Genomic DNA, 26,163 nt, shown 5'->3' on the forward strand with positions numbered 1-26,163 from the left:
CGGATCGACCCGTGTGTGCATGGTGCGACGTCGACTGCGGCCGCACTACGGCGGTCTTCGTGCGGTCGGGGCGATGTTTGCGTCCGGTGCGAAAGCTGTTGTCTCATATCTGAAATCCCCTGTTGTTGTCGTTTCCTGCGTCGCTGCCGGGAGCTGGTCCGCTGCCGGCACCTCCCGCGCCGGATCCGAACGAATCCGGAGCCGATCCACCCGAGGCGGCCGGGGGTGCTGCGGCGTCGGCGGAGCGGCCCGCGCTCTGCGCGCCGGTGTCCGCACCGCCGCTACCCGACGGCATCGAGCCGCCGCTCGGACCGCCGTCACCCCCTCCACTGCCTCCGCTGTCGCCGCCGGAAGCGGGACCGACGCCGAACGAAGTGGGTACGGAACCGGATGAGGACGACGGTGCCCATCCGTCGACACCGCCTCCGGCAGCCGCGCCTCCGGCAGCGCCTGCACCTTCGGCTACTGCGCTCCCGCCGCCGGTCGCGACCATCGATCCGACCTGAACAGCGGCGCCGATCATCGCGCCCGCGGCCGCGAGACCGCCGACGCCGCCGGCGGCTTCGGGCATCAGTAGTTTCATCAGCGACGGCAACACCAAAGCGGTGCAGGCGAGCAGTAGTGCGCCGACGACGGCGGTCATCATGCCGCCGTCGTTGTCCTGTGAGGGTGCCGATTGCGCGAACAGCATTGCCGAGATCCCGATGACGAACGCGCCGACGGGTTTGAACAGAAGGAACGCCAACGTCCAGGCGATGAGCCGCTCGTAGGCGCTGGCTCCGATACGGGTACCGCCCGCGGCTGCGGCGATCGGCAGGAACGCCGAGACCACCACCAACATGCCCATGCGCATCAGCAGCAGGAACACCAGAAACAGGCCGCCGATGATGCCGATCAACCCGATCGCGAAGAGCATTGCGATACCGCCCGGTGAGGCGAAGGTGGTGATCCGCACCATCGCCTCCACCAGCTTGGCCGGGTCATCGCCCACGGTCGAATCGAGGAACCACGTCGAGATCCCGTCGGAGATTCGGGTGCCGACGACGACGAAGAAGCCGATCGAACCTGCGATGACCGTGGCTCGGGCGAGCTGGCGGAACCCTTCTTCCGAGACCTGCCGGATTGCCCCCGATCGGGCGAGGGCGAGTTTGCCGCCGAGCAGAATGATCGAGACCATCAAAAACGCCAGCTGTACGTCGTAGGTGTAGGAACCGACCTTCGACAGGACCGTTTGATACGCGGTTTCGTCTTGGCCGGGGATCGAAATCCACCAGCCGAGCGCGAATTTGAGCCCCGCAGCGCCGGCTTCGCCGAATGAGAGGCCCGCTTGTTCCCAGGCACCTTCGGCGACGTTCTTCACTGCTTCGAGCGGGGCGGCGACCACGTTGCCGACGCTGTCTATGCAACTCGGAACACCGGCGTCCACCCCAGCTGCTCCGGCGATTTCGCTCAACGCCGAGGTGGCGAGTCCGGTAATGGAACCGCACTGTGCGACCCCGGCGATGTCCTCGAGGAGCGATGTGTCTTCTTCTGCCGGTGGTGGTTCGGGGTCCTGTGCGAATGCAGTGCCCGAACCGAGGAGCAGAACCGCGGCGGTTGCAAGGACCGTGATGAAAGGCGCCAGTATCGAACCCAGTCGAGACTTCACCACCATGTCGACCAGCCGGATTCGAAGGGCATGGAGTCGATCTGTGCGCCGACCGTAGGGCCGCGGCTGTCGCTCGGGCGACGAGCCTGGAGTACCCAACCGCGGCCGTCGTCGCGCCAGATGACGTCGACGTACAACCTGCGGTACTGCGTGCCGCCGGTATCGAGGTTCGCCGAGTAGCCGAACCACACCCGGCTCAAGCTGTCCGAATAGTCCACCCGCACCGAGGGCACCGCCACAGCAGGAGAACCGTCGGGAACCCAGATCTCCTGACGCAGATTGTTCGCCTTCTTGCGTACCACGAGATCCGAATCCGGGTCGTCGACCTGCCGGGAGGCTGAAAGCATGTCGATACGGTCGTTGCCTGCCGAGAAGTACGCCATGTAGTGAGCGGCGGCGAGCGCTGCACCCTGGGGTGTGTGGGCGAATCCCGTTGCCACACCGGAGGAGTCGATACCTGTCGGGCCGTCGGAGGTGGAAAACGGGAGCACCATGTTGCCGTGGATGCGTTGGAGCATCACCCCTGACGGGGCTGCGTCGGGGGCGCGGCCCGCTGGCGGAGCGGTCTGCTCGAGGATGACCCCGTTGGGGTCTTTCGGGACGTAGGTGACTCGGCCGAGGGCATCGAACTCCGGGTCGGGTTCGAACAGTGCCGCCTCCGGGGCCGGTGTCGCCGGAGTGGATGATCCACCGGTATCCACCGAGACCAGGGGAGTGTCTTGATCTTTCTGCAGGACAACGAGACTGATGACGATCCCGGCGAGGATGATGGCCACGACAAGGCCGACACCCATCAGGCCGACGGTTCCGATCTTCTTGCCTTCGGGCTCGGTAGCTGGGGCCTGTGGCTCGACGCCCGATGTGGTGGGTTCGCTCATCGGGACGCTCCGTCGAGCGCAACCATGTCGGTCGGCAACCCGTCGAGGGAGGTGACAGGGTTACCGGCGACTTCGGCGGTGACGAAGTCCTGTGGGACCGGCTCGCGTTCGGGTGTGGGGAGGGCGAGCTTCCAATCCTCGCCCGACCACACCACCTCGGCAGCGACCGCAGCGAGGGAATCGTCCGAGAACTCCTGAATGATCGAGACCGTCGCAGCGTCGGGGCTGTATGCGGGCAGGGTGTAGCCGATGATCGAGGGGACCACGGCCGGGTCGGTTCCGCTGACCTGGATCAGTGCCCGGTTCCCGGCGTACGCGTCGCGGCCTGCGCCCGCAGTGGTGACAGCAGGCAGGATCGTCGACCACTCGGAGTCGGTGGCGGTGGTGAGCTGCACGGACTGGCCGATCGCCGCCAACGCCGCACCCTGCGGAGTACGGGTGAAGCCGGTCAACGGTGCACCCGGCGTCGACGTCGGACCGTCCTGGCTGCCCAACGGGACTGCGATACCACCGAACGTCGTCCACGACGCAATCTGCGGCGGCTGTGTGAGATCGACCGCGGCGGGATCCTCCGCTGGCGCATCGGGGGCGGGATCGCCGGAGCCGCAGGCTGCGGCGAGGACCGCTACTGCTGTAGCGGTGGCCGCGGCGATTGCTGTGTGGGTGCGGGTGCTGGTGGTTGTCATGTTCGTAGGTCCTTCGATTCGGGCGGAAACGCTTCTGCGGCAACGGTTGTCAGGGCGGGCCTTGTTCGCCGGATGGCTGCTCACCGCCGAGGGGCGGGTTGATTTGTTCGATCTGTTCGACGAGGTTGCCGCGTTCGGGTTCAGCGGGTGTTGCTCCGGCGGTGTCGAGCATTACTGCGGCGATACCGCCGGCGGCGGCCGCGGCGAGGATCCAGCCGATGACAGCGGCGAAGAACTCGGCGGCCACGGGTGATTCGACTCCAGGTGTGTGCTGGTGATCCCACGCCAGGCGGGCCCCGACGAAGACGATCTTGCCGACGCACGCGACCGCGACGAGGGCGAGCATCCACCCGAGAACGGTGTTGATGTCGCTGACCACTTGCTCCGGTAGCGCGGACACCATGTCCCCGGCAGGGATTGTGGGTGGTGCTGTGTTCATCGGTTTCTCACCCGGTGCGTCTATGTGCCGGCGACGGCGTTGAGGATGGCGTTCGCACTGCCGGAGACGATCGCACCGACCAGAGCGCCGAGGAGGATCTTCGGGGCCTGGATGGAGCCCTGGTTCCACTTTTCCCACGCCATTTTTCCGCCGGAGAAGACGATGGCGGCCATGCATGCGAGAAGGACACCCCAGAGCAACCAGTTGAGCAGTTTCAGAAGCCCGTTCGCCCCGGGTGGGAGTTCGGCGGTGACGTTGAATTCGATGGCCTGGACCGAGAAGTCCTGCACGGCCTGTGCGGTGGCGAGAATCATGAGTGATCGATCTACCTTTCGGGGGTCGGGGTGAAGCGGGGTTGACCGCGTTGGTCGGTACCGGCGCCGCGGTGAGTAGATGCGCTGGGGATCTCAGCGGTCATGACAACGCCGAATCGACGAGAGCGAGGAAGCAGGCAGCCACGATGAGAACGGCGATGGCAGCGAACAGTTTTCGAGCGGGTCCGGCGGTGATGCTCTCCTCCCACACTCCCGCGAATGCGACCGTTCGGGCGGCGAAGACAACGACCAGAACCCCCGCTCCCGCTGTCGCCGTGAAGATCACCGCCCGCACGATGTCGAGCAACGTCGTCGGCCTCGCTCCGGAGACGATCGGCGGGTGCTCGACGAGTGTCCGGCCGGCGGCAGCTCCTGCGCCGCCGGCAACGGAGGCGACCGAACCGGAACCGACGTCGGTCGCAGTCAGGAGATCGAAGACCGCTGCGACAGCGCTCATGCGGACCCTCCCGGGGCGAAGAGGGTGGGGATACGGGAGTGGACGGTGTTGGTGAGGTCGATCGCGGCGGTGTGGACATCAGCCGGTAGGCCTTCGACTGGTGCGAGTGCGCCCGAGTCGAGGGGATGCCAGCGAGGAAGCTTGCCGAGGGCGGCAGAGAGCAGGTGCCTGTGCCAGCCGATGTGCCAGACCTTCTCGAACGCAGCGGCCACGACGTCGCGGTGCTGGCGGATCGGCTTCTCCAGGTTCGGTGCTGCCGCGACGGTGATCAGACCGAGCAGCTCCGACCCCGCTCCGACCTCTCCGCGATCGTGTGCGAGGGCGAGGTTCTGGGCGGCGGAGAGTGATTTGAACGACTCGCGTGCCACGAGCACCACATACGGGGAGACGCGACCCCGGTCATCGCCTGGTGGCCACGAGCCTTCGCTGTCGGCGGTGAACGCCCAGAACCGTTCCAGGGTGCTGACGCCGGCTTCGCGTGTGGCGCCGAGGAGCCACACTGCCGGGGAGATCCATTCGGTGTCGCGCTGGCCGGTGCGGGTATCGCCTGGGTGTGGCACAGGATCGGGTGTGTAGTGGGCGGTCATGCCTGTTCCCTTCTCTGGTCGTCGGACTCGATCCCTGTGTGGGTGCGGCGCAGGGGTGTCGGCTGGTGGCCCGCTGAGATTCGGTGCAGAGCGAGGTCGGAGAGGGACTGCAACGCGCGGGCGGTGGCCGGTGCGATCTGCCGGTGATCGAGCAGCCCCGGTGCGGCCAGGACCGGATCGAACGGAACTTCGATCAATCCGGCCACCAGGGGCGTGAGGGCGGCGCGGATCGGTGCCAGGTCCAGGACCGAACCGGGAACGGTGTGGGTGAGCACGACAACGGTCCCGGCCAGGGCTTCGGGGCCGTGGGTCCAGCGAAGTCGGTCGAGGACCGTGCGCAGGCGGGTCAGAGGTTGCGCCCGGACCGGCGCGGCAAGCACCAGTAGTGCGTGTCGGCGCAGAGCCGCGGCGCGAGGTGCGTCGACGGCTGTGCCGAGGTCGAAGACCCGGGCAACCCCGCGGGAGGAGAGGATCGAATCGAGCAACATCAGGTCGCTGCTCTGCGCAGGATCGGCGCGGTGAGCGTTCGGCTCGTGGCCCTGACCACCAGTACCGAAGTGGTGGTCGTCGAATCTGTTGGTGGACAGCGATGCCGATCCGCACAGGACGATGCCGCCGGTGCTCGCGGCCGAGGAGGCCGGGATCGCGGCGGTGATCGAGGTATCGGGCAGCGGCCGGGCTGCAGCGCGGTCGAACAGATCGCCGCCGTCGCTGGTGGCGTCGACCGCTGCGACAGGAAGGCGTTCGGCGAGGGTGTGGGCCACCCCGAGAGCGATGGTCGTGGCTCCCGCACCGCCGGATCCGGCGCCGATCACGATGCTGACCTGTTCAGGTGCCACGTGCGCCGCTGCTGGGGTCCGCAGCTCTGTGGGTCGTAGTGGTGTCACGGCGCTCACCGGTGGTCGTCGTCGTTGCTTCATCGGACCTCCTCGACGTTCGCGATGGCATAGCTCTCGCCTGTGCGGGCGGTGGTGATGCGTGAGGCGATGGCCGACTCCGATCCGGACGGGGTACGCAGCGAGAGGGCGACGGCGTGGACATCGGGGATGTCGGTGGCGGCGATGGTCACGCAATGCTCGGTTCCTGATGGGGTGCGGTCGATGACCGCTTGGATGCGGTCGGCCGGGGCCGGTGAGGTCATCAGCGCTGCGACCGCTGCTCCGGAGCGTTGTACGTAGTAGGCGTGCTCGAATGCGGCGATGACACCGATGGCGCTCTCGCGGTTGCCGGCGTCGTCGGTGGTCGTCGCGTCGGCCGTGGCGGCGGTGGTGCACCACGGTGCGGCCGCGGGCGTCGTCGCGGCGGCGGTGGACGTGCGTGGGGTTTGTGTGGGCTCCGGTGCGGCGGCTGCCGGGGTGGCTGGTGTTTCGTCGTGTCCGGTCACGACGACGGCTGCGCCGATCAGTGACGCTGCGGCGAGTACTCCGGCTGCGATCCAGCCGCCGGGAACCGATCGTGGCCGGTGTGGGGCTGCGGGCGACATCTGCGGTGCTGCTGTGTCGGTGTCGGTGTCGGGGTCAGGCGGAAGAGGCGCGGTGGAGCGGCGTCGACGGAAGCGGCGGTTCGGCTCGTCCATCACCAGCCGGTCGGCCGGCACATGCGCGCTCACCCAATACGGCACCCGCGCAGGTTCGTCCACCTCGTCTTCTGGGTAGAAGTCCGAAATATCAGGGTCGACCTCACCGCCGGTGGCGGGGGCGAACCCGTCGTTGTCGGCCTCGTCGTTGTCGTCGACGAAGGGATCATTAGTAGATGCCTGATCGGTGGGTGTGTCGCCTGTGGGTGCGATGACAGGCGGTGTGTCGAGGTCGGCGACCGTCTGCCACCGGGGGTCGAAGTGTTCCTGCGGGTCCGGGAACAGCACCGCGGTCTGCCGGTGATTGTCGGTCGCCATTGTTTTCTCCTGTGCTCCTTCGGTGCTGGGCGAAGCTGGAATAGTTCGGCAGCCCGGTGATGGTGTGGACTGTCGGTCGGTGGTGCTTCGGGGAGGGTTGCGTTCCGGCCGCGTGCGGGACGGTCGGAACGCAGCCCACCCCCGAAGCGGGTCGTGTGGATCGGTCAGGCAGGTACAGCCGGGTTGAAGGCGGCGGTGATCGCGGCGTCGATAGCTGCGAATGCGGGCGCGGCGTCGGCCACTGCGGTATCGACAGCGTCGAGGGCCTGCGGGCCGCCGACGATCTGGGTGGTGACGAACCCGCGGGCGGTATCGACCGGGTTGGTCGGCTCCGTCCACACCGATGCCGCCTGGACCACCGGAGCGGGAGCAGGGGTTTGTGCGAGCGGGGCCGGAGTTGCGGGGGCAGCCGGTGCCACCTCCGGAGCGGGGGCGGGCTCAGCCTGGGGGAAGTCGGGCAGGTCGATCTTCTGTGGTTCCCCGAGATCGCCTGCACCGTAGGTGGTTCCCAGTGCGAGGCCAGTTGCCAGACCGGTTGCTGCCCCGAGTGCAGTGGCGGGCGCGCCGATCACCGCGGCTCCGAGGGCCGCGCCGCCTGCGGTGCCCACGACACCTGAGGTCAACGGTGCAATACCCGGAGCAACCGGGACCAACAGCCCGAGGGCCGCGCCGCCGATACCGCCGAGGGTGCCGCCGCCGAGTGCACCGGCAACGGTCGCGGGTCCACCGAGTGCGACTGCGCCGGTGACCAAACCAGCGCCGCCAGCGGCGATCTGGGACGCACCGAGTCGTTGGGCGCGGTCGGTGGGGACTCCGATCGAGCGCCAGAAGTCGGTGACCTGCGCCTGGATCACGGCAGTGGAGTTGTTGGTCCGGTCGCGGTCCTCGTCGGAGAGCCAGCTCGGCTGGTCGGCGTAGAAGTCTCCGACCTTGACGATGTTGTCCGGAGCTGCGGTCGGGACGGTGGGGTCCTCGACGGCGACGGGGCCGTGCAAGGTGTTCACATCCAACGGCGCGGCAGGTTCGACGTCCACGGCCGGAGCAGCCGGGGCGGGGTCGGCCGTCTCGGTGTCGGTGTAGGCCCCGGTGGTGTCGTCGTCATAGTAGGCGTCCCAGGTCTGCCAGTCGCTCTGGTCGTACTGGGCAGGCGGAGCAACCCAGTACACACGCTCGGCCTGCGGGGCGGGTGCGGGTGCGGTCAACTCGCCCTGAGTCGACGGCGCGTCGGAGGTCAGCGGGCCTTGGGTGGACGGTGCGCCGGTGGTGATGTCGCCCTGTGTCGCGGGTGCATCGCCCGGCGCTGCCGCTGCGGTTCCGTAGCAGAAGACGGCCATTGCCGATGCTGCGGTCGCTCCTGCTGCGATGCGGGTCAAGGAGCGGGTGGGGATCTGGTGCTTACCCATGGAAGGGACCTTTCGAGTCAGTGGAGCTATTGGATGGGGGCCGAGTCCGGCAGCGATGTGGTGCTGGCGGACGTGGTTGGGGTGGAGGGTGATTGAGAGCTGGTGATAGATGGTGCGGTCGGTGTGGTGGTGCGGGTCGTGGTCACTGCCGAGGTTGTTGCTGTCGGCTTTGTCGGTGAGGTCGACGAGGGGTCGGCTGTGGTGGTGTCACCGACATCAGCGGCGGCGGCCGCGAGCCAGTCCGCGACGAAGCGTGTCGCGGACTCGCCCTGGGGTGTGGCCACGGCGGAGGCGTAACCGGTGTGGGCGGCGATGGTGTTGGCGTAGGACGTCAGAGCGGCGAGGTCGAACAGGTCCTTGTTGGCGCTGACCTCGCTCTTGACGACGTTGAAGGCTTGCTGCACCACTCTTTTCGATGTCGCTGGTGGTACGAGGTCGATGACGGCTTTGGCGGTTTTGGCTGCGATTACGGCGAACGCGGCCACCGGGTTTGACAATCCAGCGGCCGAGACCTCCGCGATCGTCTGTGGAGTGATGACCTTCTTCGCGACGGAGACGACAGCGTTGACCGCAACGAGGCCGATTTTGGTCAAGGCGGCGATGGCTTCCTGTCCGGTCGGCGGCTTCGCTGCCGGGTCGGACGCTTCGACGAAGCGTTGCGAGAGTGTCTTCTTCGGCGTGATGGACAGGTTCTCGAGCGAGTTCTTCGGCACGGAGATGTCCTCGTTGACGACATCGACGGCGACACCGAACGACGTCGAGGCCAACGCGAGGCCGATGGACTGCACTGCGCGGAAGGGATCGCCGCCGACCTCGACTTGACCGGCGACGTTGGTCACTGCGCGTGCGATGGGAGCGTTGGCCGGTGCGTCGCAGGTTAGGTCGCCTGTTTGGCAGAAGGACGCCACCCGGCCCGAGAGTGATCCGAAACTGGTGGCGACGTCACTGGTCGGGCCGATTCCGGCCCCGGCCGGCGCCGGTGCCGACACAGGCGGAAGGGCGGCGACGTGGTCACCGGAGGATCCTGGGGCCGACGCCGGGGTGTCGTTGCTGCTGCCGGGAAAGACCGGGGACCCGGCCGCACGAGTCGGGGATCCGAACAAGGCAGCGGCCGCGATTCGGTCGGCCGGCACCGCCCCAGTACCAGCGCCGACAGCTTCGAGAAATTTCGAGGCCGCGTGCGCGCCCTGGCTGTAACCAACGATCGCCAGTTTCGTTACAGGGCAATCGGATATCACCTTCTCGGCGGCGGCTTCGAGATTGGAGGCAGCTTCCTCTACCGATAGTGTGTAGGGCTGCTTTCCGCCGGGAACCGCACCACCGAACGCAGCCGGATACGGAACGTACGCCCGGTCCAGCGACGATCCGAGGACACGGGCAGCATCGAGAGCAGGCCCCAGAACAGTTCCGAGCATGCCGGTGTCAGCTTTGATCGGTGCATCCGGCGACGATTCACCCGTGCCCTGTACGGCGAGGGTGAACAGTGCTGGGCAGTCAGTGGCCAAGTCATCGAGCCACGGCTGCTCCGGGCTGGCTGACGCTGTGTGCGGAAGTGCGAGGGATTGCGTGGCGGTCACCGACAGCGCGCACCCCACGACGGCGACTCCAACGCCGATGGATCTGAAACGATCTCTGGCGGACAATATTTCGGCTCCTGTCAAGATGATGGGTGTCAGGTGGCGATGTTGAGGGGGTAGAAGGCGAGTGGGCCCTGATGGAGCGTCACCCCGCCCGAAGGGGCAGCCGAAGAGGTCGATCAGAACCAGTGCTGCGAGAAGAGCCAGAGCAACGGAATCCCTTTCTGCCAGCCAAGGTCGAGAAGTCGGTGGATGCCCCGGCGGGGTCGCGTTTTCGGCACATGATGAGGAAGCGTTGCCGATCACCCCGGGCGTTGGGGTGATCGATCACGTACTGAACCCGACAGGTGTTGGGCAAGTGCCGGATTCAAGCTGTTGCCGGTCTCAGGCGACCTGCGCGAGATGGTGATGCGCCTGATATGGCGAACGTCAAATGCTCGCCCATTCGGTCACGACCTCGCCGGTCGACTAATCAACTTCCCCTGTGGCTTTGGTCGGGTTGCTGTTTGCAAGCGAACATGCAACGGGGCCGATTACGTCGACCGGCGTCAGTGCGGTGCACAGACCGGTGCTCGGTTCGCCGTATGGCGGCAGGGAAGCGAGAGGCCAAGTTCGTAACGGCTTTGGTTTCAGAATCGATGTCATGTGTGCTCCAGTCGTTCGGACTGCGAGTGCGCGCCCTAGGCTGGGAAGCCTGCGGGCGTTGTGCGTTAAGCGCAGTTGTCATTCGCAGATGCGGGACCCCGGGGGCGTTCGGACGCCAATCAGATGCGCGCCCGGGGTTCTCTTATTTTGTTGCTACCCCTCGTCGATCAGGGGTGTCGCCACCTCCATGTTTGCGACTGAGGAGGGAAATCGCCCGTCTTCGAAGGCATCGTGCCGATCCTGCCTGTCACGACATTTGCATCGTTTAAGGTCATGCACAGATTAGACCTTAGTGGAGGTGCGGCATGGTGTCTAGCAATGAACGGAATGCGACAGTGAGTCGACGTGTCTTGCGGGGATTCGACCCGGCACGGCTGACGTCCTTGCGGGAACAGAAGGGCATGAGCCGAGCGGACCTCGCTCGAAAAGCCGGGCTCGGAGGTGCCACCGTCCAGCAATGGGAGACCGGCACGCGAAGTCCTCAGGTCGACACACTGGCCCTCGTTGCGAAGACCCTGAGCCTGCCTATTAGTGAGCTTGTGGACGTGCCTCGGGATCAGCGGTTCCCCGGCGATTGGCGAGTCCTTCTTGGGCTCACTCAGCCGCAACTCGGCCAGCAGGTGGGCATAAGCACGTCGATGATCGCCCGGATCGAGCGTGGTGAAGTAAAGCTGACCGACGAGAACGCTCGCCGCCTCGCTTCGGCGCTCGGGATCGAGATCTACGAGCTCATTCGCAGTTATGAGCGTGCGCGAGACCGTCCGGCCGGCGTGCAGGCATGACGAAACTCGCCCGCTTCTGAACGGGGGATTTGCCTGGGTCGACGTCCTGGGCCGCCGCAACGGTGAGGGTGACGCGGCTAGCGACGACATGGGTGCAGTATGTACCCGCAATCGAAGCCAGAGCAACTCAGAAGCAAAATAATTGCAATATAGCCCCGTGTGTGGCGATATTGCGGTTCGTATGAGCCGATATTGCACTGAACCGCTATATTGTTCTTCAAATTGCGATAATTTTGCTTATCAGACCTAGGATGCAGCAATGCAGGAGACAGACGACCTGGCCCGTTTCGGGAAGGTAGTGGCAGCGCGCCGGGCAAGGCTCGCCCTGACCAGGTTCGAGGTACGTGATGCCGGTGGACCATCGGACACCACACTCGGCAATATCGAAAACGACACTCTGGGTCGGGCACCCAGTCCGGCCGTGCTCAGGAAACTCGACCAAGGTCTGCGGTGGAGCAGAGGGAGCGCGGCCGACGTCCTTGCCGGCGGCGATCCCGTCCCGCTGGAGAGCCTGTCGAATCGCAACTCGGGATTGAGAGTTCCCAGCACGGAGCCCGACGCGATCGTGCTTCCGCTCGACGAAGTCAACAATCTGTTGGGGCTGCACAGGCAGCTCAACGCCGTGCACGAAAGTTGTCGCGGCGCTGACCCCCCGCTCGATGAGCTCGACCACGTCATTGCAGGGTTCAACGCCTTCGTATCCCGGGTCGCCGGTCGCTATGCCACTGCAGTTTTAGAGCGAAGTGGAGGCCCTGGAAAGACCCTTGCTCCGATGGCGGAGATGGCCTTTGGCCCTCTCCTCGACAAACCCACTGTCGACTACGACCCGGTCGAACACGAGGAACAGCTCTACCGCCGCTGGTTGGCCGGAAGGCGCGACGAAATCGACGAAGAGATGGACGCCAGGTTCAGGGACCGATGGGCAGAGCGCGAGTGAGGCAGTTGAAGTTGCGAAGGAAATGGGAAAGGGTGCTTGCTCGGGACCACGCGTCCCGCAGTGCTCCGCGGGGAGAGAACGTTCGGAAGGAACAGATCACGATGGACAGCCAGCTACCGCTACACAATCGAATCGGCAGGCTGTTCGAGGGCTTTCGACATCTGGGGACACCCGATGAGCTGGACCCACAGGTCGCGGCATTTGTAAGCAAGAACGTCGGACGCACAGTCAGTGTTGAGCAAATGAGGGCGCTCCGCAGTCAGGCAGTCGACAGCCCCGATCAAGACGTGCTCGAGGCGGTGGCCACTTTTTTCGAAGCACCGGTAACTTACCTGGTCGGCACCGTTGCGCAGCAGATGGACTACAACGCTCAGCTCGACTACTTCGATAACGTGCGACAGTCGCAGGCGACGGTATTCGCACTACGAACCCGCGTACCGCAACTGACACCGGCAATTGCGGAGCGTCTAAGTGAGCTGGTCCGGGACACCCACGAACGTTTCGAGACACAACCTTGGCACGCGCCGGCCGAGGCCGGCGAATCGACATAATGGGCTCGGTCCATGACGCCGCCGTTGCGGCAAGAAGGATCGACGACCCCGAGCTGCGTGCAAGATCCTTTCTCGACGCGCTGCAGCTTCCGTTTACGAGACCGTGGTCGATTGACCGATTCGTCGCAGAGGTCGGGTTCAGAATCGGTCGAGTAATACTGGTCCTCGATCTACCTAACGATCTGAGCGAGAGCGGGGAAGTATCCGGCTTCTGGGTACGAACTGCTCCGGTAGATGTGATCTACGTCCGAGCTGATGTAGATCCGTTGTTCCGTGAACAATGCGTCCTCCACGAAGTCGCACATATCCTCCTCGGTCACGAAGCCGATGTTGTTGTCACCGAGCACATTCTGGTCGAGTCGTTCATGAGGATGGCCCCCGCCATCCCCAGAACAATGATCAGTGCTCTTGCCCAGGAGCAGCGTGCGAAAGTGTGTTTCACACGAGTTCCGGACTTCCTGCAGCCCATCGAAGCGGAGGCCGAATGGCTCGGCACACTCATGCTCGCTCGCGCCGACTCTCTACGTAAGCCCTTCTACCCGGAGGGCATCGACTCGAAAGACAAGGAGACCCTGCGCCGGGTAGCCACAATTTTTGGGTGGCAAATGTGAGCACGTTCTTCGAGGCAATACTGCCAATAGTCTTGCTGGTATTCGGCCTTCAACGCCTACCTCTGTACAAGCGAAGGCCGCAGACACGCCCCATGACTGTGCTACTGCTCGCTCTCAGTGGTGCACAGATGTTCAGGATTCACTCGCTGGCGGACGACAAGCTTGATCCCGTCATCCATGACGCAACGGGCCTGTGGAACGTGTCCGTTCTGATAGCTCAGGCCCTGGCCATTTGCGCGGCAATGCAATGGGTCGGAATTGTGGCTCACTCGACCCAACGTAGTTATCCGCGCAGCGCTCGCTATGCCACCACTTCAGCGCTACTCCTCGGTCTCGTCGTCTCATTCCTGCTCTCTCCTGCGTCGTCCAGGCCTACCTATTACCTCAGCCAGACCTTTGCAGCCGAAGGCTGGATGCTCGTCTATTGGGTCATCTTTCTCGGAAGCCTGTCTATGTGCGTGGCAGTACCGTTCTATCTGTTGGTCCGCATGGCTTTGGTTGTCAAGACCGGAGAACTAGCACGCATCCTGATCGCTGCGGCGGTGGCGTGCGGGATGATCCTGCTCTACGCAGTCCACAAGATCGTCTACCTAGTGGCGTTTGCCCGCGGTGTAGAGAACTGGTATACCGCTCACACCGTTCAGATATCTCTTTTTCTCATCATGTCGCCTCTCCTCGTCGCCGGATACGTTGCGTGGGTGTATATCTGGACGACCCTGCTTCCTCGTGTCCAGAGATACCGCCGCATCGTGGCGTACATGGATGAGTGGCAGGCCTTGGCGACCCGAAGCAATGCCATCCTTGCGGACACCCTGATTCCGAGCTCCAAACGGGCTGCCTGGCGTGCCAGCAGAAATTCCGTCGCGTCTACCCGGCTCATGGTCGAGATGGTCGACGGAGAAGACGGTAAGGCAACGTCCGCGAGTGCGGCTAGAAGATGAACGGGATCAAGCGCTTGGTGTTCGCCATGTACTCGGCGTACCCGTCTCCTAGGCCCTCGAGCATCGCTGCCTCTTCCGACGGGATCCGGCGGACGTATCCGCCCGCAAGAAACGACACCATGACGGGAGCAAGCCAATTACCGTACGCGATACAGAAACCCAGTGCGCAGATCAGTGCCCCGGTGTACGCGGGGTGCCGAATCGACCGGTACGGGCCCGACTGCACCACCAATTGCTCGGGGTGTGTGTGGACCTTGAACGTGAAGGACTCCCCAAGCTCGCGCGCCGAAGCAAACCGGAGCGCCTGCCCGAGCACCGCAGTGGTCAGTCCCGTAACGAACATCATTCGTGGACGCCGCGTAACGACGGTTGCCGGCGAGGCCACACTGAGCACGAGGCCTCCGCCGTACGCCAGTGCAAGGCCGCGGCCAACTGCTCTACCGGACCCGTTGTCCCGATTCACAGAGCCCGTGCGCGGCTTCTGCTTGCCCATCTTGTACTCCGACAACACGAATCCCGCGAAAGCTGTGGCCAAAACCGCAGCGGCCGGTCGACTGGTCACGAACAAGGGCAGCCTCTTGACGATCATGCGACACAGCTTCTCAGACTCAGTGGCCGCACCGGGATGCGCAAGGCACCGACCTACTTCAAGGACTAACGCATGACTAAGGCGACACGACCGATCAAAGGCTTGACACTGGTTGGGGTCGGTGCGTTTCTCGCCGCGTCGTCAGCAACGATGGCTTTTTACATGGCTCCACAGCTGGTGGAGACGCCTCTCGACGTCGACTCTGCAACGGTCGCAACGGGCACCGCCACCTTGCTCGACACCGAAGCTCTCATTCAGGGAGTCTCGAAAATCGATCGCGACGTTCCTATTCGGGTCTTGCAACAGGTCACTGTTGAAGAACCGTCCGACCGCAACAAGATCACGATGCAATCCGCTGTGTTACTGCAACGGGACGATAGGCCGGGTGAACGAGGCACGGTCAACGCGACCGTCGACAGATTCACCGCAGACCGCAGAACGGCGATGCCGATGGACGATCCGATCGGGTCGATCCAGAAGTACGTCGATCAGCCCGCGGACCAGGTTACTCACGACGGACTTTCGCTCAAGTTTCCGTTCCACGTCGAACAGAAGTCATATCCGTACTTCGATACGACAGCGCGCCGTAGCCAGGAGATCGAGTTCGCCGGCGAGACCACACTCAACGGCTTGGACGTCTACCGCTTCGTTCAGGACATCGCGCCCCTCGACACCGGCGGCAAGCTCAGCCTTCCCGCGTCTTACTGGGGTATCGACGGGGACGAAGAAATTCTGATGCACCGGTTCTACAAGGCACGCCGTGAACTGCTGGTCGAGCCCACGACAGGTGCAATCGTCTTCGGGAAACAAGCGGTTCACCAGTACTACGGACGTACCGCCGACGACCCGGCGGCGGTCACCATCGTGGAAATGTCGCCGGAGCTCGACGCTGCCACCGTCGATGAACAGGTGCAGCGTGCTGTCGAGTCCAAACGTCTCGTCGACTGGGTCGAGATCTACGGCCCACTTAGCCTCGGGGCAACTGGTCTCGTGGCGCTGACAACGGGAGTGGTGTTACTTCGGCGCAAGGGCACAGAAGGGCATACCGACTCGACGGACGAGGTCGACAGCAGCGCGCTCCGTGTATACGAGGAGGCGAACGTCGGTGAGTGAAACACCATGTAGTCCCCAACCGACACCGGGCAAACAAGCAGCCAACGCGATCGATTGGATCCATGAGGCAAGGGAGTTTAGCGCCCAGGTTTTGGAACCGGTTGCAGAACAAGTGGATCGAACCGCCAAAGTTCCGATTACCCATTTCGACGAACTCGCTAATAGAGGATTCTATGGAGTCGCTCTCGCCAGTGACAACCCCTTACAGGCGCTGTCTGCAGTGGGAGAAATTCTGGTAAGCGGTTGTCTGTCAACGGCGTTCGTTTGGGCCCAGCACCATGGAACCCTGCTCAGACTCGCGACGTCGCGTAATCAACCGCTCAAAGAGCGGTACCTAGCCGGTTTGCAAATGGGCTTGGTTCGCGCGGGAGTGTCGGGCGAGGGTTACGCTGCACCCCAGCGTCCTTTGGTCCAAGCTCACCGGACCTCTGGCGGTTACTCGATCGAAGGTTCGGCGCCATTCGTAACCGGGTGGGGTTTCGTCGACGTCTTGGGGGTCTCTGCCTACGACGAGGCAAACGATGAGACGGTGACGTTCCTTGCGTCCGCATCTGATAACTCCGGCATGTCCTCGACACAACTAGATTTATCGGCCGCCAACGCTTCTCGCACTGTCGCATTGGATTTCGACGGTTATCGCGTCGACGCAGCCGATGTAATGCATGTCGCGCGACGACGTCGGAGCAGGCATGGAACCATGTCAATGCTTGACAGAGCGATTGTCCGTATCAATGGTTCGCTCGCGTTGGGACTAGCCAGTCGAAGCCTGACGGCTCTGGACGCGTCTGGGCACAGCAGTCAGACAATGGCCAACAAGTTCACTGCAGTTAAGAACTCATTGGACCACGCTGTTAGCGACTCGACTGCTGACATCCACGGCGCGCGTGCGGATGCCTGTCGCTTCGCCGTCGATGCCTCGATCTATTACACGGCAATTACTGGTAGTCGAGCCGTGCAACGCGGAGAGTTGGCAGAACGCACCGCCCGCGAGGCGAATTTCTCGCTTGTTTGCGCTACTACGGCCGAGATGAGGGCTCAAGTATTGGCTGGCGTATTAGACCATCAGCGGCCCCAGTCGCCTCTGCCCGCTCGTTCCGGACAAGCGAGGTCAGACGAGGACGCGGTGAGTTAGTGACATGGATGTAATTTCTAGGCCTGTTGTCGGCGTGTCACGGCAGCGCGAAATTGATTCTGGTTCAGGATGGACATCGGTTGGGACCGAAGACGTAGACGAAGGAGGCCATGCCATGCCGATGCCCAGTAAGGGTGACCGGACGTCGCTGACTGTCCGGCTCCCGTCAGAGCTCATTGACACGCTCAAAGCACAGCGAAGTTCGGCTGGCGCGACATCTCTCAGTCAATACGTTGCCGATCTCATCGCGATCGCCAGCGACCGTGAAGATTTGGCGCGCGAGCTCAACGGTGCGCATGACCAGGGGGTGCTGCCCCTGACTGCGTAGCAGTTTTGACCTGAACCGACATTCGGGTCATACGCCCAACTGAATCTATGCAGCACCACGAGACGACAAAAGCCCCCGGCGTGCGGGCCGAGGGCTTTCGAAGTCGGAGAAGCGAGTGACTAGCTCGCTACTCGTGTTTGGTGCTTTTCCCCGAAGGGACTGTCTTGGAGGACATGTCTCAGGGTACATCGTGCCCTGAAGTAGGTACAAGATTTAATGCTCGTGTCGTGTACCCGGACGCGACACCGGACCGGTTGTGGCGTCGTTTCGCGCCGGTTCTAGCGGCGCGCAACTCGATGCGCCTCTACGACCCAGCCCTGCGAAAATACGGTTCAGCGGGCCCGCTGACGGTCAAGCGGCCAGCGCTCCCGTCCGCTGTACCACTGTTCCTGCGTGGGCGCGCTCGCGTAGTGGCGCTCGACTTCGACACCAAAACCCACGGTCACGCTGCCGTCGTCGCCGATGTGCAGCGTGTTCTGGCGTGGTTGACCGAATGCGGCGGCCGCGCCGTCGTTGATCGCTCCACCAGTGGCGGACAGCACGTCCTGATACCGCTGGCCCCAGGCCATACGGTCTCCGCCGCCGAGGTCCGACCGCTACTGCGCCAACTCTCTGTGCGGCTTCCCACACTCGACACCACACCGATGACGAACGAAAAGACCGGATGCATCACCGTGCCCGGCTCGTCCTGCAAAGAAGGCGGTCACCGCGAGCTCGTCGACGTCGACCCCGCCGCCGCGCTCGACGTCCTGACCGTCGGCTCCGATCCCGGCACCCTGACCCGGCTCGAAGCTCTCCTCGGCGGAACAGGCCGTGCACCCACCACGCCGGTCGACACGCACATCCGCACCGAGACGGTGACCGAACGCGTCCTCGGCGCCGGCGACGCCGCCCGATTGCACCCGCGTTTCTGCCGCTCGACGCCGCCGCCACGCAGCGTCGTCGATTTCGCGGCCACCGGCCGCCTGGACACCAGCCGCTGGCCGTCACGCTCGGAAGCGCGGCAATCGGTCATCACCCACGCGGTACTGGCCGGCGCCAGTGCCGCCGACATCCTCACCCGCACGGCGGCGCCCCAATGGGCCGGCGTCCGCGCCGCCTACGCCCGATACGCCGAACCGGCGCGCGCCATCCGCCGCGACGCCGCCCGCGCCCTCGACTGGGCCGCGTCGGCCCTCCCTGATCAAGTTCGGGATACCGGGCACAAGCAAAAGCACACAGGGGGGACCTACGATCCGGTTCTTCGTTTATGGCTTACCCACGCGCAAACCTGGGTTACATCCGAGTTCTCTCACCGCCGCGATCGTTGGACCACTCACGCAGTTGTCCAGGCCTTGGCGTGGACTGCAGCGGTGTCGGGCCAGATCATCGAAGGGGTACCCACAGTCGGAGTGGGTGGACGGTCCCTGTCGATCGCTGCGGGGATGCTGCCCGAATCGACCGTGTGGTCCGTACTCGAACGACTGCGCGAGATGGAAGGGTCTCCGCTGTTGTTGATCGAGCGTGGTGTCGGGCAGAACCCTGATCGGTACGCCCTTGTTCCCACTCCGGCGGGACGAGCGGTGTCGACGGCCCCGCATGCTGAGGCTGTCGGGAGGGCGGCGGAGGTCGAGTCGGTACACCCGGCGTGGAGCGTGATCGGATGGCGCCACCGCGTCCTCTACGACGCCGTGACAGCAACACCGGAACCGATGACACCGGAAACACTGTTCACCGCTGTCGGGATCGGGCGAACCAGCGGCTACGAAGCGCTCCTGGACCTACGTGTCGCAGGTTTACTGACGGTCGAAAACACCCAGGTGAGCATCGGGCCGGTCGAACTCGATGACATCGGCCTCCGACACGGTCTCACCACAGCGGTCCGCGCCCGAATCGTGCGCCACCGCGCCGAACGCATCGTCTGGCGGGAATGGCTCGCTGCCCGCGAGGAGGCCCGGACACCGCCGGAACCGGACTTGGCACTGTTCACCGTCCCAGACGTTGGCCACCACGCCGATACACCGGAACCGGAGTACATCGCCGCGGTGCTGAACACCGGCCCACCCGATCCGTTCTAACGAGGCACGAGAACCGTTACACGACCCGCGCCGGCGCCTCGCTTGCTGCAGGCCGTTCCAATCGATGCCCAGTCGTCGGGATCAGCGGCTCAACCCAGAGCCCGTACGTGTGAACCCGCGCGTTCGGCGGCTGGGCACGCGTACGCACCAACAGCGCGTTGATGTGGACTCCGTCCCTCCTGCCATCTCGGCCCTGCGGTTCCCGGTGCACTGCAACCGGATCAGGATTCGACAGTGACACTTTCACGTCCGCGCCCACGCTGTCTCTCGTTCGACTTCGCGGCGTGTGCGCGCACCTGGGGCATCGGTCGAACCCGGGGCACGCGGCGCGCTGGTGTCGTCGATCTCGTGGTGTGCCGTGCGTTCGGCGAACCCAACCTCGCGCAGCAGCGCCCCAACGCCCGCGATCGCCCGGCGGGTGTGAGGGTCATCGGGGTCGTAGCCCTCGTCGAGCACTGCCTGGCGGTACTCCGGGTCTTGTTCCACGTAAGACTTGGACGCAGCCGAGAGCGGATCGGTTCCACCGAGTAGCGCCGATCACACGATCCGCTCACCGAAGGCTGGGGCGGAGATGCGTTCCGGTCGTCGAACTGTGTCAGTGGGGCACCTGATACTCGAGGGTATGAGGATCCGAACAGTGCTCGGCCCGCCCCTGCCGCACGAGATCGTCCGTGACACCGCTGCCGCGATCGTGCTGTCGATGACCCACAAGGAGGAGCCGGCGAGCGCGCGCCCCGATCCGCGCACCGCCCCGGCGTCGAGCCCGGTCCCACTCTGGACCCGGCCGCAGTGCGGGCAGGACGCACAGAAGAGATGAGTTCGGGGTTTCGTGTCGGTGCCGCGGTCTACTGTGCGGGGCATGCGCGAAAGCGAGACTGCGGGAGTGGCCGGCGTTTCCGAGCGCGTCCTCGACGAGCTCGCCCACACCCTCGCCGAGAAACTCGACGTGCTCCTCGACCGGCTGACCGATCGCGCTCTCACCGTCCCCGACGCCGGGACCTCGGCGTGGCGGGAACAGTGGCTGGATCGCGGCAGCGATACCGGACGACAGCATCACGCCCGGCGGCTCTACATCCGCGCTGTGCTCGCCAGCCGAGCAGGAATCGATCTACAGCAGGGGCCGATCCCGTCGGTGCCCGACCCCGAGCCTGCAGTGAAGCCCACAGCGCGTGCACGGACGGCGCGCCGGCGTGTCGATGACAACCAACTCGCGATCTTCTAAGGGCGTCCGGCGGGTGCAGGAACCGTTCGGGACTTGGTGCATCGAACTATGTGTGGAGAGGGGCGCTCAACCGTCTGAGAGGGAGGCGTGGTCTGCCCCCTCAGACGGCGGCGGACCACACCCCCCGGGGGATTACGGGTGAGGCTCAGAAGATTACGGCGGTCCTCAGCCAGCGCTACCTGTGCCCGGCAGTGAACCGAGGTCCGGCAAGACCGGGACGGACTCTCCGATCGTGACGATGGGCGATGCCTGCGCCGCGGTGTACGCGGTCCACGGCACGGTAGCCAGCACCTCGCTCAGGCCTGGATAGTCGGAGATCCAGAGGGTTGCGGGGTCGACGTTCTCGGTGCCGCACGTTGCCAACGCGACGTAGGTGCCGGTGGGAATGTCGGTGACCGATTGGGTGCTGACTCCGGGCTGGCCGGCGGGGTCGGTGGAGTACAACGTCTGTCCCGGTCCGATGACTTCCCACACCGGAGGTAGGACTCCACCCGGTGCGGGAGCCAGTGATGTGGCGCAGGTCAAGGTGTTTCCGGAATTGTTGGTGATCGTGTTGGTCACCGTCGATCCGTCGACTGCGAACGCGTAGGTCACATCCGACGGTCCTGCCGCTGAGGCTGCTGCGGGGAAGGCCAACAGTGCTGGGGCGCAGAGGAAAGCGCCGAGTACTACGCGGTTGATCGATTTCATCGCAATCCTTGTCGTCGAGTGAACTATGTCCGAGTTGTCAGTCTGCAGCAAAAAAGACCGAAAGGGATTTTTCGAACCGAACGCAGCCGAGTGAGGCGGAAACCGGTTGAATCCTCGTTGCATCAGCGATGCTTATGTAGAGGCCGGCGCGTTCACGGACACACCTCGATCCGTGGACTCCCATGTAGCCGGACGGGTCATCCGCACACGTGGATGCGGCGCGAAAATAACTGCACTTCAACGAGTTCAGGAAGCGGTGCCCAAGAACTTTGGGCATGATCGGACCTGCGGATGCGATGCTGCGACGGTGCACTGTGGTTCGGGCACGCGTCGTCGATCAAATTCTCGGTTTTCGGTGGGTGCGCACGGCGGCTGTTCAGCTAGTGCCAGCTCGCCGATGAGGATTGTCGAACTCCGAGAGTAGAGCGGTCAGAGCCAGCGGCCGTGCCCGGGTTGCCGCATTCGCAGGCATGCCGTGCCCTGTTCGTAGTGCGCACATACCCGCAATTGCCGCCACCACCACCGAGACGATCTCACCGATCCGCGCTCGCTCCGCGGCAGAACAATCCGGGCGCGGTGTGAGCGTGTCGGTCATCCAGGCGGTCAACACCCGATAGATGCTCGGCAGTCCGGTATCGGCTGCGAGGTTGCTCATTTCGAGAGCATGCAGCGCACGCACCACCGGGTCTGCGTCCGCCTGCTCGAGTAACGCTGTCGCGCAGGCCGACACAGTCTCGACAGCGGTCATGCGCGGGTGGCGGCGAGCTTCGCACAGGGCGCTGACCCGGCGGTGCCCTTCGATGTACACCGCGGTCACCAGTCCGGCGCTGGACCGGTATCTCCGCCGCAGACGATCCCGGCCGATCCCGGACGCCGCATGGACCGCATCGATAGACACTGCACTCATACCGCGCCCGAGCACCAGCAGGGCCGCCGCTTCGATCACAGCATCGTGCATCCGGGCCTCCCGCGGAGGTGTCCCGGCCTGAGGGCGCGGAGTATCGAGTGTGCTCACGTCTCGGAGTGTCGCGCGGCGACACTGTTTCGGTGTCGGAGGGCCCGTGAGACAAGCACGAGGACCGCGGTTGCCGCGGTGGTCAGCGCGGCGTCTCGGGTACCTGCTGCGGCGGAGACGACCGCGAACATCGACACGGCGCCGAGGACATCGAGAACCGCTCGCAGTGCGGGGGTATCGAGCAGCACCACTGTCGGCGGCGTAGCAGAACGCCTCGGCATCGACGTGGATGCCGCCGATACGGCAGGTGTACCTGCCGCTGTCGGCTGCGGTGATCGGTGCTCGATCACGCCTCTGGATGCGAGCGGCGAGCGGCGACGATGTCGGTGTCATCGGCGAACATCAAGGTGCCGTCGGAGAGGGCGACCGCCCAGCGGCGCGGTGTACCCCAGTTGCGTCCCGCCGCGTCTGCGGTCAGCACGAAGTCGGCGAAGTCTTCGACGAGGGTGCCGGCCACTACGTGCCCGTCTACCCGCCGCACTTGGACTGTGTCACCAACACCGGCCTCTGTATGTGTGAGATGTCCCGATGTGCTCATGACGGTATTGAAACAGACCGCACAGGTGGGTCGATGCGCGCACCCGTGGAGTGCAGGGCGCAGTCGCGGTGTGCGCCGCAGTGGTTGCTGTCTGCGGTAGGGCACGGATCCGTTATCGCGTCGACGTCAATGACGGCGCGTGAGAGCGTTCGTCTGCAACTGGAAGCAGATGCCAGTCGGAGATTTGAAGGCTGTGACTACAGGATCGAGAACGTCCGATCGAAGCTCGGCGTGTGCTACTCGTTGAACTCGAGCGTAGCCGTACACGCGCCGAGCGACGGACGTACCGATGTTGTTCGACCACCACACCGAAGTCGATCTCGGCACAGTCGATCTCGCCCGCCATAGTGGTCACCCCGTTCGCCGGCAACCCGAAGCGCAACCGTGAGCGAGGATTTCGGAATTGATCGAACCGTCAGCGCCGGATCACGGGCGCAGCACGATGTTCAGATTCCGGGTCGGACTCATCGCGGACGGTGCTATCCGTGAGTGGGATCGCGCCGCAGTGATGGGCGCGGTCGCGTCCCGCTGTCTTCGCTGCGTACAGCCCGCGATCGGCGGCGCGGACCATGGAGTCCACCGCTCGCTCCACCCCGGGACGTGCCTGGGAGAGCGGGCTTTCGCCGGTAGCCTCAGTGTTGGCGGAGCCGCGGTCGTCGTAGGTTCGAGCGACACGGGCGGTGCCATGAGATGCCGGCTCGATCTCGACTGTCACAGACCCGGCACTGACGGTGACGTAGCTTGTCGCACGCACTGTGTCGACGATGGTGGTTGCGAGCGTCGGATGCGCTCCGGGTACGAGGAGGAGAAACTCTTCGCCTCCGATGCGGGCGACGATGGATGCGGGCTGGTTTGGGCGGGCTGTGGCCTGTTCGAGTGTCCGGGCGACGGCGACGAGCACGTGGTCACCGGCAGTATGTCCGTAGGTGTCGTTGACGGTCTTGAAGTGATCGACATCGACTACAACGGCAGTCAGGGATACGCCCTGGTCAGCAACTTTACGAAGCATTTTTTTAGTGGCGGCGAGTAGTCCACGTCGGTTCAGTAGGCCGGTCAGTGAATCGGTGTTGGCAAGTGTCTCCAATCGCTGGCTGACGGCAGTGATGGAGCGTCGAAGTGCGAGGATCAGCGCTACGGGGACCAGCACAGCGGTGACGGCCGCGCCGACCGCGATGATCGTGACGGCTATGCCGGAGGATTTCATGGCGACGATGGACAGCGTGGTGGCCATGGCCATCGATGCTGTAGTCAGTGCTGCGGTGACGCGGGGCGGGGAGCCAGAGGCGGCAATAGCCGGCACCACTGCAAGCATGGACGTCACTGCGCGTGTTCCGGCCGGGTCGGCGATCAGGTACGCCGAGATCGCTACTCCCAGCATGCCACCGGACCCGAGGATCGTGAACTGAACCTCGGTGAGGCGTCCGGCGTGCACGGCGATCGCGACCGTGAGGGCGGTGAAAGCAACGATAGTCGTCAGCACCGGGAGCGCGCCGGGCCGTAGAAAGGAGAGCTCGATCAGGGCGATCGCCAGCATCGGGAGAGCACCGGAGGCACTGGCGATGACCATAGCTGTGCGAGTGTCCCACCGCCGACTCGATGCGGAACGTGGGACAAGGGGTTGGGCATGGTGCACAGTCATCGTCAGGCGCCTCTGTTCCGTTGAGTATTCAACTTCTTCCTATCGGCTGTGCACGGGAGAACGTTTCGGCGTCCGATACCAAGTAGTCGTCGATAGGTGGCGAGCGCGTGTACGCCACCGGCTGCTCGCAGTCGGTGCACGTCAGGAGATGTGAACCCAGCGCGGGAGCACCGTCCTGACCTCCCATCGCCAGACGTTGAAACGTCAAGCTTTCTTGACGTACCCAACATCGAGAAAACCTGACGGGCTCACGTCCACACCGGGGGTATGCGTGCCCGTTTTGTCACAGTGACAAAACGGGCTGTGCGCTAGTGAAGTCGACGATTGGTCTGCGCTATCTCGACGGCTGAAGCGCTGGGTGAAGGAAGGTCGAATCCATAGTGATGCAACGGCTTTCCGGGTCTCGCCAACTCATGCGCCCAAACCGGCTGCACAGGCCGTTGCAGTTTGAGCTTGCATGACGAACTATGCCAATGCCAATCAATCGTATTCGAATGCAACAGTCTACCCCGTAATAATAATGACATTCATTGCCGATAAGCTAGATTATGTCAGGTTGTAGTTTGGTTATTCGCTCTGCGCGATCCCGGTCCTCACAGAGATGACCAGGTGGGGCACTCGCTACCGGTCACGTCGAGCACTGTTGATGCTCACGCCGAGCCGAACAAGTCCGTCACCACTTCTCGGTCGTGGCCAGGGGCTCGAACAGTCATCGTCGTTGCCGTCGCAGCCGTGGTGAGATCGAACGAGAAGAACGAGCAGCACGCGAGCTCGGAGGCTATGGCGCCGTTGAGTAGCTCGACGAACGCGGGTCCGGGAGGAAATGCGAACTCGATACCGTCGTCGATCGGGTGACTAGCGGTGGCGTGATCGAGGATCGAGGCCCATACCTCGATCCTGTGCGGTTGATCCGCCGCGGCGAGAGTGCAGGCCGGCGGCGCCCGCATCACGCGCCCCGGCGCGGCGATCGGGCTGACAGCGTGACCAGTCGATGTCGACGTCTCAGGAAGCATGGACACCACGCTAGGGCCTGCACCTGGGTGGAAGGTCAAGCATTTGACCTTCCACTCGACTCGAAGGTTTATCCTCAACGCATGTCCGATCTGCGCATTTCACAGCTGTCGTCGGTGACTGGAGTGCCGGCGACCACGCTCCGGTTCTACGAAAGCGAGGGCTTACTCCCAGCCGAGCGGACGCCCAACGGATATCGCGTCTACGACGACCGCGCACAGCAACGACTATCGTTCATCACCGCCGCCAAAAGCCTGAATCTGTCGCTGCCGGAGATCAAGCTGCTTCTGCGGGTCTGGGAGAAGGACTCGTGCGCCGCGGTCAAGGCCGAACTCGCCCCTGCGATCGAGTCTCATATCGCGCATGCGAACGAGTCGATCTCACAGTTGACCGCTCTACGAGACAGTTTGACCGACGCACTGACCCTGGTTGGGCCCCCGATAGCAGTCCAGCGTCTATGCGATAGCTAATTGGTTTTC

At 64.2% G+C, this 26,163-nt stretch carries 31 protein-coding genes; 12 read left to right on the forward strand and 19 right to left on the reverse strand.

The genetic code is table 11. The features are described 5' to 3' along the window. Positions 1–103: 103 nt before the first annotated feature. The 11 genes from ACODSO_RS24415 to ACODSO_RS24465 form a co-directional block, all read right to left on the reverse strand. Positions 104–1,654 carry a hypothetical protein gene (locus ACODSO_RS24415; protein ID WP_489039251.1) on the reverse strand — a complete coding sequence of 517 codons (1,551 nt, stop codon included), beginning with the start codon at positions 1,652–1,654 and terminating at the stop codon, positions 104–106. Next, positions 1,645–2,526 (reverse strand): DUF8175 domain-containg protein, encoded by an 882-nt coding sequence (locus ACODSO_RS24420; RefSeq protein ID WP_489039252.1) that lies wholly within the window; start codon positions 2,524–2,526, stop codon positions 1,645–1,647. Before ACODSO_RS24420 ends, ACODSO_RS24415 begins: the two co-directional genes overlap by 10 nt. Further along, positions 2,523–3,212: a DUF8175 domain-containg protein gene (locus ACODSO_RS24425; RefSeq protein WP_489039253.1), complete on the reverse strand. Its 690-nt coding sequence runs from the start codon at positions 3,210–3,212 to the stop codon at positions 2,523–2,525. The genes ACODSO_RS24420 and ACODSO_RS24425 overlap by 4 nt, the downstream gene beginning before the upstream one ends. A 49-nt stretch (positions 3,213–3,261) precedes the next feature. Next, entirely contained in the window at positions 3,262–3,651 is a 390-nt protein-coding gene (locus ACODSO_RS24430; RefSeq protein ID WP_489039254.1) for a hypothetical protein, read from the reverse strand. 20 nt (positions 3,652–3,671) lie between these two features. Further along, entirely contained in the window at positions 3,672–3,965 is a 294-nt protein-coding gene (locus ACODSO_RS24435) for a hypothetical protein (RefSeq protein WP_094731869.1), read from the reverse strand. 100 nt (positions 3,966–4,065) lie between these two features. Then, positions 4,066–4,422: a hypothetical protein gene (locus ACODSO_RS24440; RefSeq protein WP_489039255.1), complete on the reverse strand. Its 357-nt coding sequence runs from the start codon at positions 4,420–4,422 to the stop codon at positions 4,066–4,068. Beyond that, positions 4,419–5,009, reverse strand: a complete 591-nt coding sequence (locus ACODSO_RS24445; RefSeq protein ID WP_489039256.1) for a hypothetical protein — start codon at positions 5,007–5,009, stop codon at positions 4,419–4,421. The genes ACODSO_RS24440 and ACODSO_RS24445 overlap by 4 nt, the downstream gene beginning before the upstream one ends. Beyond that, positions 5,006–5,929, reverse strand: a complete 924-nt coding sequence (locus ACODSO_RS24450) for a hypothetical protein (protein ID WP_489039257.1) — start codon at positions 5,927–5,929, stop codon at positions 5,006–5,008. Before ACODSO_RS24450 ends, ACODSO_RS24445 begins: the two co-directional genes overlap by 4 nt. Then, positions 5,926–6,903, reverse strand: a complete 978-nt coding sequence (locus ACODSO_RS24455; protein WP_489039258.1) for a DUF8176 domain-containing protein — start codon at positions 6,901–6,903, stop codon at positions 5,926–5,928. Before ACODSO_RS24455 ends, ACODSO_RS24450 begins: the two co-directional genes overlap by 4 nt. 164 nt (positions 6,904–7,067) lie before the next feature. Beyond that, complete coding sequence (locus tag ACODSO_RS24460) at positions 7,068–8,306, reverse strand: insoluble domain protein (protein ID WP_489039259.1); 1,239 nt, start codon at positions 8,304–8,306, stop codon at positions 7,068–7,070. A gap of 26 nt (positions 8,307–8,332) precedes the next feature. Further along, entirely contained in the window at positions 8,333–9,883 is a 1,551-nt protein-coding gene (locus ACODSO_RS24465) for a cutinase family protein (RefSeq protein WP_489039260.1), read from the reverse strand. A 980-nt stretch (positions 9,884–10,863) separates the two neighbouring features. Here ACODSO_RS24465 and ACODSO_RS24470 point away from each other — a divergent pair. The 5 genes from ACODSO_RS24470 to ACODSO_RS24490 all read left to right on the forward strand — a co-directional run bounded on the left by ACODSO_RS24470 (position 10,864) and on the right by ACODSO_RS24490 (position 14,350). Beyond that, positions 10,864–11,310: a helix-turn-helix domain-containing protein gene (locus ACODSO_RS24470; protein WP_306437382.1), complete on the forward strand. Its 447-nt coding sequence runs from the start codon at positions 10,864–10,866 to the stop codon at positions 11,308–11,310. Between the two features lie 259 nt (positions 11,311–11,569). Further along, positions 11,570–12,247 carry a helix-turn-helix domain-containing protein gene (locus ACODSO_RS24475; protein ID WP_489039261.1) on the forward strand — a complete coding sequence of 226 codons (678 nt, stop codon included), beginning with the start codon at positions 11,570–11,572 and terminating at the stop codon, positions 12,245–12,247. A gap of 242 nt (positions 12,248–12,489) precedes the next feature. Then, positions 12,490–12,798, forward strand: a complete 309-nt coding sequence (locus tag ACODSO_RS24480) for a hypothetical protein (protein WP_489039262.1) — start codon at positions 12,490–12,492, stop codon at positions 12,796–12,798. Continuing rightward, on the forward strand, positions 12,798–13,409 hold the full coding sequence (locus ACODSO_RS24485; protein WP_094731878.1) for a hypothetical protein: 612 nt from the start codon (positions 12,798–12,800) through the stop codon (positions 13,407–13,409). The genes ACODSO_RS24480 and ACODSO_RS24485 overlap by 1 nt, the downstream gene beginning before the upstream one ends. Before the next feature lie 92 nt (positions 13,410–13,501). Then, positions 13,502–14,350, forward strand: a complete 849-nt coding sequence (locus ACODSO_RS24490) for a hypothetical protein (protein WP_489039263.1) — start codon at positions 13,502–13,504, stop codon at positions 14,348–14,350. Here the strand turns inward: ACODSO_RS24490 and ACODSO_RS24495 are convergent. Next, positions 14,340–14,939 (reverse strand): methyltransferase family protein, encoded by a 600-nt coding sequence (locus tag ACODSO_RS24495; protein ID WP_094731880.1) that lies wholly within the window; start codon positions 14,937–14,939, stop codon positions 14,340–14,342. The genes ACODSO_RS24490 and ACODSO_RS24495 overlap by 11 nt on opposite strands. A gap of 72 nt (positions 14,940–15,011) precedes the next feature. Here ACODSO_RS24495 and pgfA point away from each other — a divergent pair, with 72 nt between their 5' ends. From pgfA to ACODSO_RS24515, 4 genes are all read left to right on the forward strand, one after another. Beyond that, positions 15,012–16,052, forward strand: a complete 1,041-nt coding sequence (gene pgfA, locus ACODSO_RS24500; RefSeq protein ID WP_489039264.1) for a cell envelope lipid trafficking protein PgfA — start codon at positions 15,012–15,014, stop codon at positions 16,050–16,052. After that, positions 16,045–17,184 carry an acyl-CoA dehydrogenase family protein gene (locus ACODSO_RS24505; RefSeq protein ID WP_489039265.1) on the forward strand — a complete coding sequence of 380 codons (1,140 nt, stop codon included), beginning with the start codon at positions 16,045–16,047 and terminating at the stop codon, positions 17,182–17,184. Before pgfA ends, ACODSO_RS24505 begins: the two co-directional genes overlap by 8 nt. Positions 17,185–17,299: 115 nt before the next feature. Then, entirely contained in the window at positions 17,300–17,512 is a 213-nt protein-coding gene (locus ACODSO_RS24510) for a hypothetical protein (RefSeq protein WP_094728925.1), read from the forward strand. Positions 17,513–17,739: 227 nt separating this feature from the next. Beyond that, the gene (locus ACODSO_RS24515) at positions 17,740–19,569 is read left to right on the forward strand and encodes a hypothetical protein (protein ID WP_489039266.1); all 1,830 of its coding nucleotides are present in this window, start codon (positions 17,740–17,742) and stop codon (positions 19,567–19,569) included. A 243-nt stretch (positions 19,570–19,812) separates the two neighbouring features. Here the strand turns inward: ACODSO_RS24515 and ACODSO_RS24520 are convergent, their stop codons facing one another. Next, positions 19,813–20,055: a hypothetical protein gene (locus ACODSO_RS24520; RefSeq protein WP_489039267.1), complete on the reverse strand. Its 243-nt coding sequence runs from the start codon at positions 20,053–20,055 to the stop codon at positions 19,813–19,815. 136 nt (positions 20,056–20,191) lie between these two features. Here ACODSO_RS24520 and ACODSO_RS24525 point away from each other — a divergent pair, with 136 nt between their 5' ends. Both ACODSO_RS24525 and ACODSO_RS24530 read left to right on the forward strand, forming a co-directional pair. Next, positions 20,192–20,386 carry a hypothetical protein gene (locus ACODSO_RS24525; protein ID WP_489039268.1) on the forward strand — a complete coding sequence of 65 codons (195 nt, stop codon included), beginning with the start codon at positions 20,192–20,194 and terminating at the stop codon, positions 20,384–20,386. Between the two features lie 42 nt (positions 20,387–20,428). Beyond that, complete coding sequence (locus tag ACODSO_RS24530; protein WP_489039269.1) at positions 20,429–20,791, forward strand: hypothetical protein; 363 nt, start codon at positions 20,429–20,431, stop codon at positions 20,789–20,791. Between the two features lie 165 nt (positions 20,792–20,956). Here ACODSO_RS24530 and ACODSO_RS24535 read toward each other — a convergent pair whose 3' ends face one another. The 6 genes from ACODSO_RS24535 to ACODSO_RS24560 all read right to left on the reverse strand — a co-directional run bounded on the left by ACODSO_RS24535 (position 20,957) and on the right by ACODSO_RS24560 (position 25,686). Then, entirely contained in the window at positions 20,957–21,481 is a 525-nt protein-coding gene (locus ACODSO_RS24535) for a hypothetical protein (protein ID WP_489039270.1), read from the reverse strand. Between the two features lie 376 nt (positions 21,482–21,857). Continuing rightward, the gene (locus tag ACODSO_RS24540) at positions 21,858–22,496 is read right to left on the reverse strand and encodes a hypothetical protein (protein WP_489039271.1); all 639 of its coding nucleotides are present in this window, start codon (positions 22,494–22,496) and stop codon (positions 21,858–21,860) included. Beyond that, entirely contained in the window at positions 22,493–22,786 is a 294-nt protein-coding gene (locus tag ACODSO_RS24545) for a hypothetical protein (protein ID WP_489039272.1), read from the reverse strand. The genes ACODSO_RS24540 and ACODSO_RS24545 overlap by 4 nt, the downstream gene beginning before the upstream one ends. Further along, a complete protein-coding gene (locus ACODSO_RS24550) occupies positions 22,783–23,034 on the reverse strand; it encodes a hypothetical protein (RefSeq protein WP_489039273.1) in 252 nt (83 codons plus the stop codon). The genes ACODSO_RS24545 and ACODSO_RS24550 overlap by 4 nt, the downstream gene beginning before the upstream one ends. 415 nt (positions 23,035–23,449) lie before the next feature. Then, complete coding sequence (locus ACODSO_RS24555) at positions 23,450–24,601, reverse strand: GGDEF domain-containing protein (protein ID WP_489039274.1); 1,152 nt, start codon at positions 24,599–24,601, stop codon at positions 23,450–23,452. Between the two features lie 722 nt (positions 24,602–25,323). Next, positions 25,324–25,686 (reverse strand): hypothetical protein, encoded by a 363-nt coding sequence (locus ACODSO_RS24560; protein WP_143545508.1) that lies wholly within the window; start codon positions 25,684–25,686, stop codon positions 25,324–25,326. A gap of 81 nt (positions 25,687–25,767) precedes the next feature. Between ACODSO_RS24560 and ACODSO_RS24565 the strand changes: the two genes are divergently transcribed. Next, on the forward strand, positions 25,768–26,154 hold the full coding sequence (locus ACODSO_RS24565; protein WP_489039275.1) for a MerR family transcriptional regulator: 387 nt from the start codon (positions 25,768–25,770) through the stop codon (positions 26,152–26,154). Positions 26,155–26,163: the final 9 nt, after the last annotated feature.

This window comes from Rhodococcus sp. FG69, assembly GCF_057808915.1.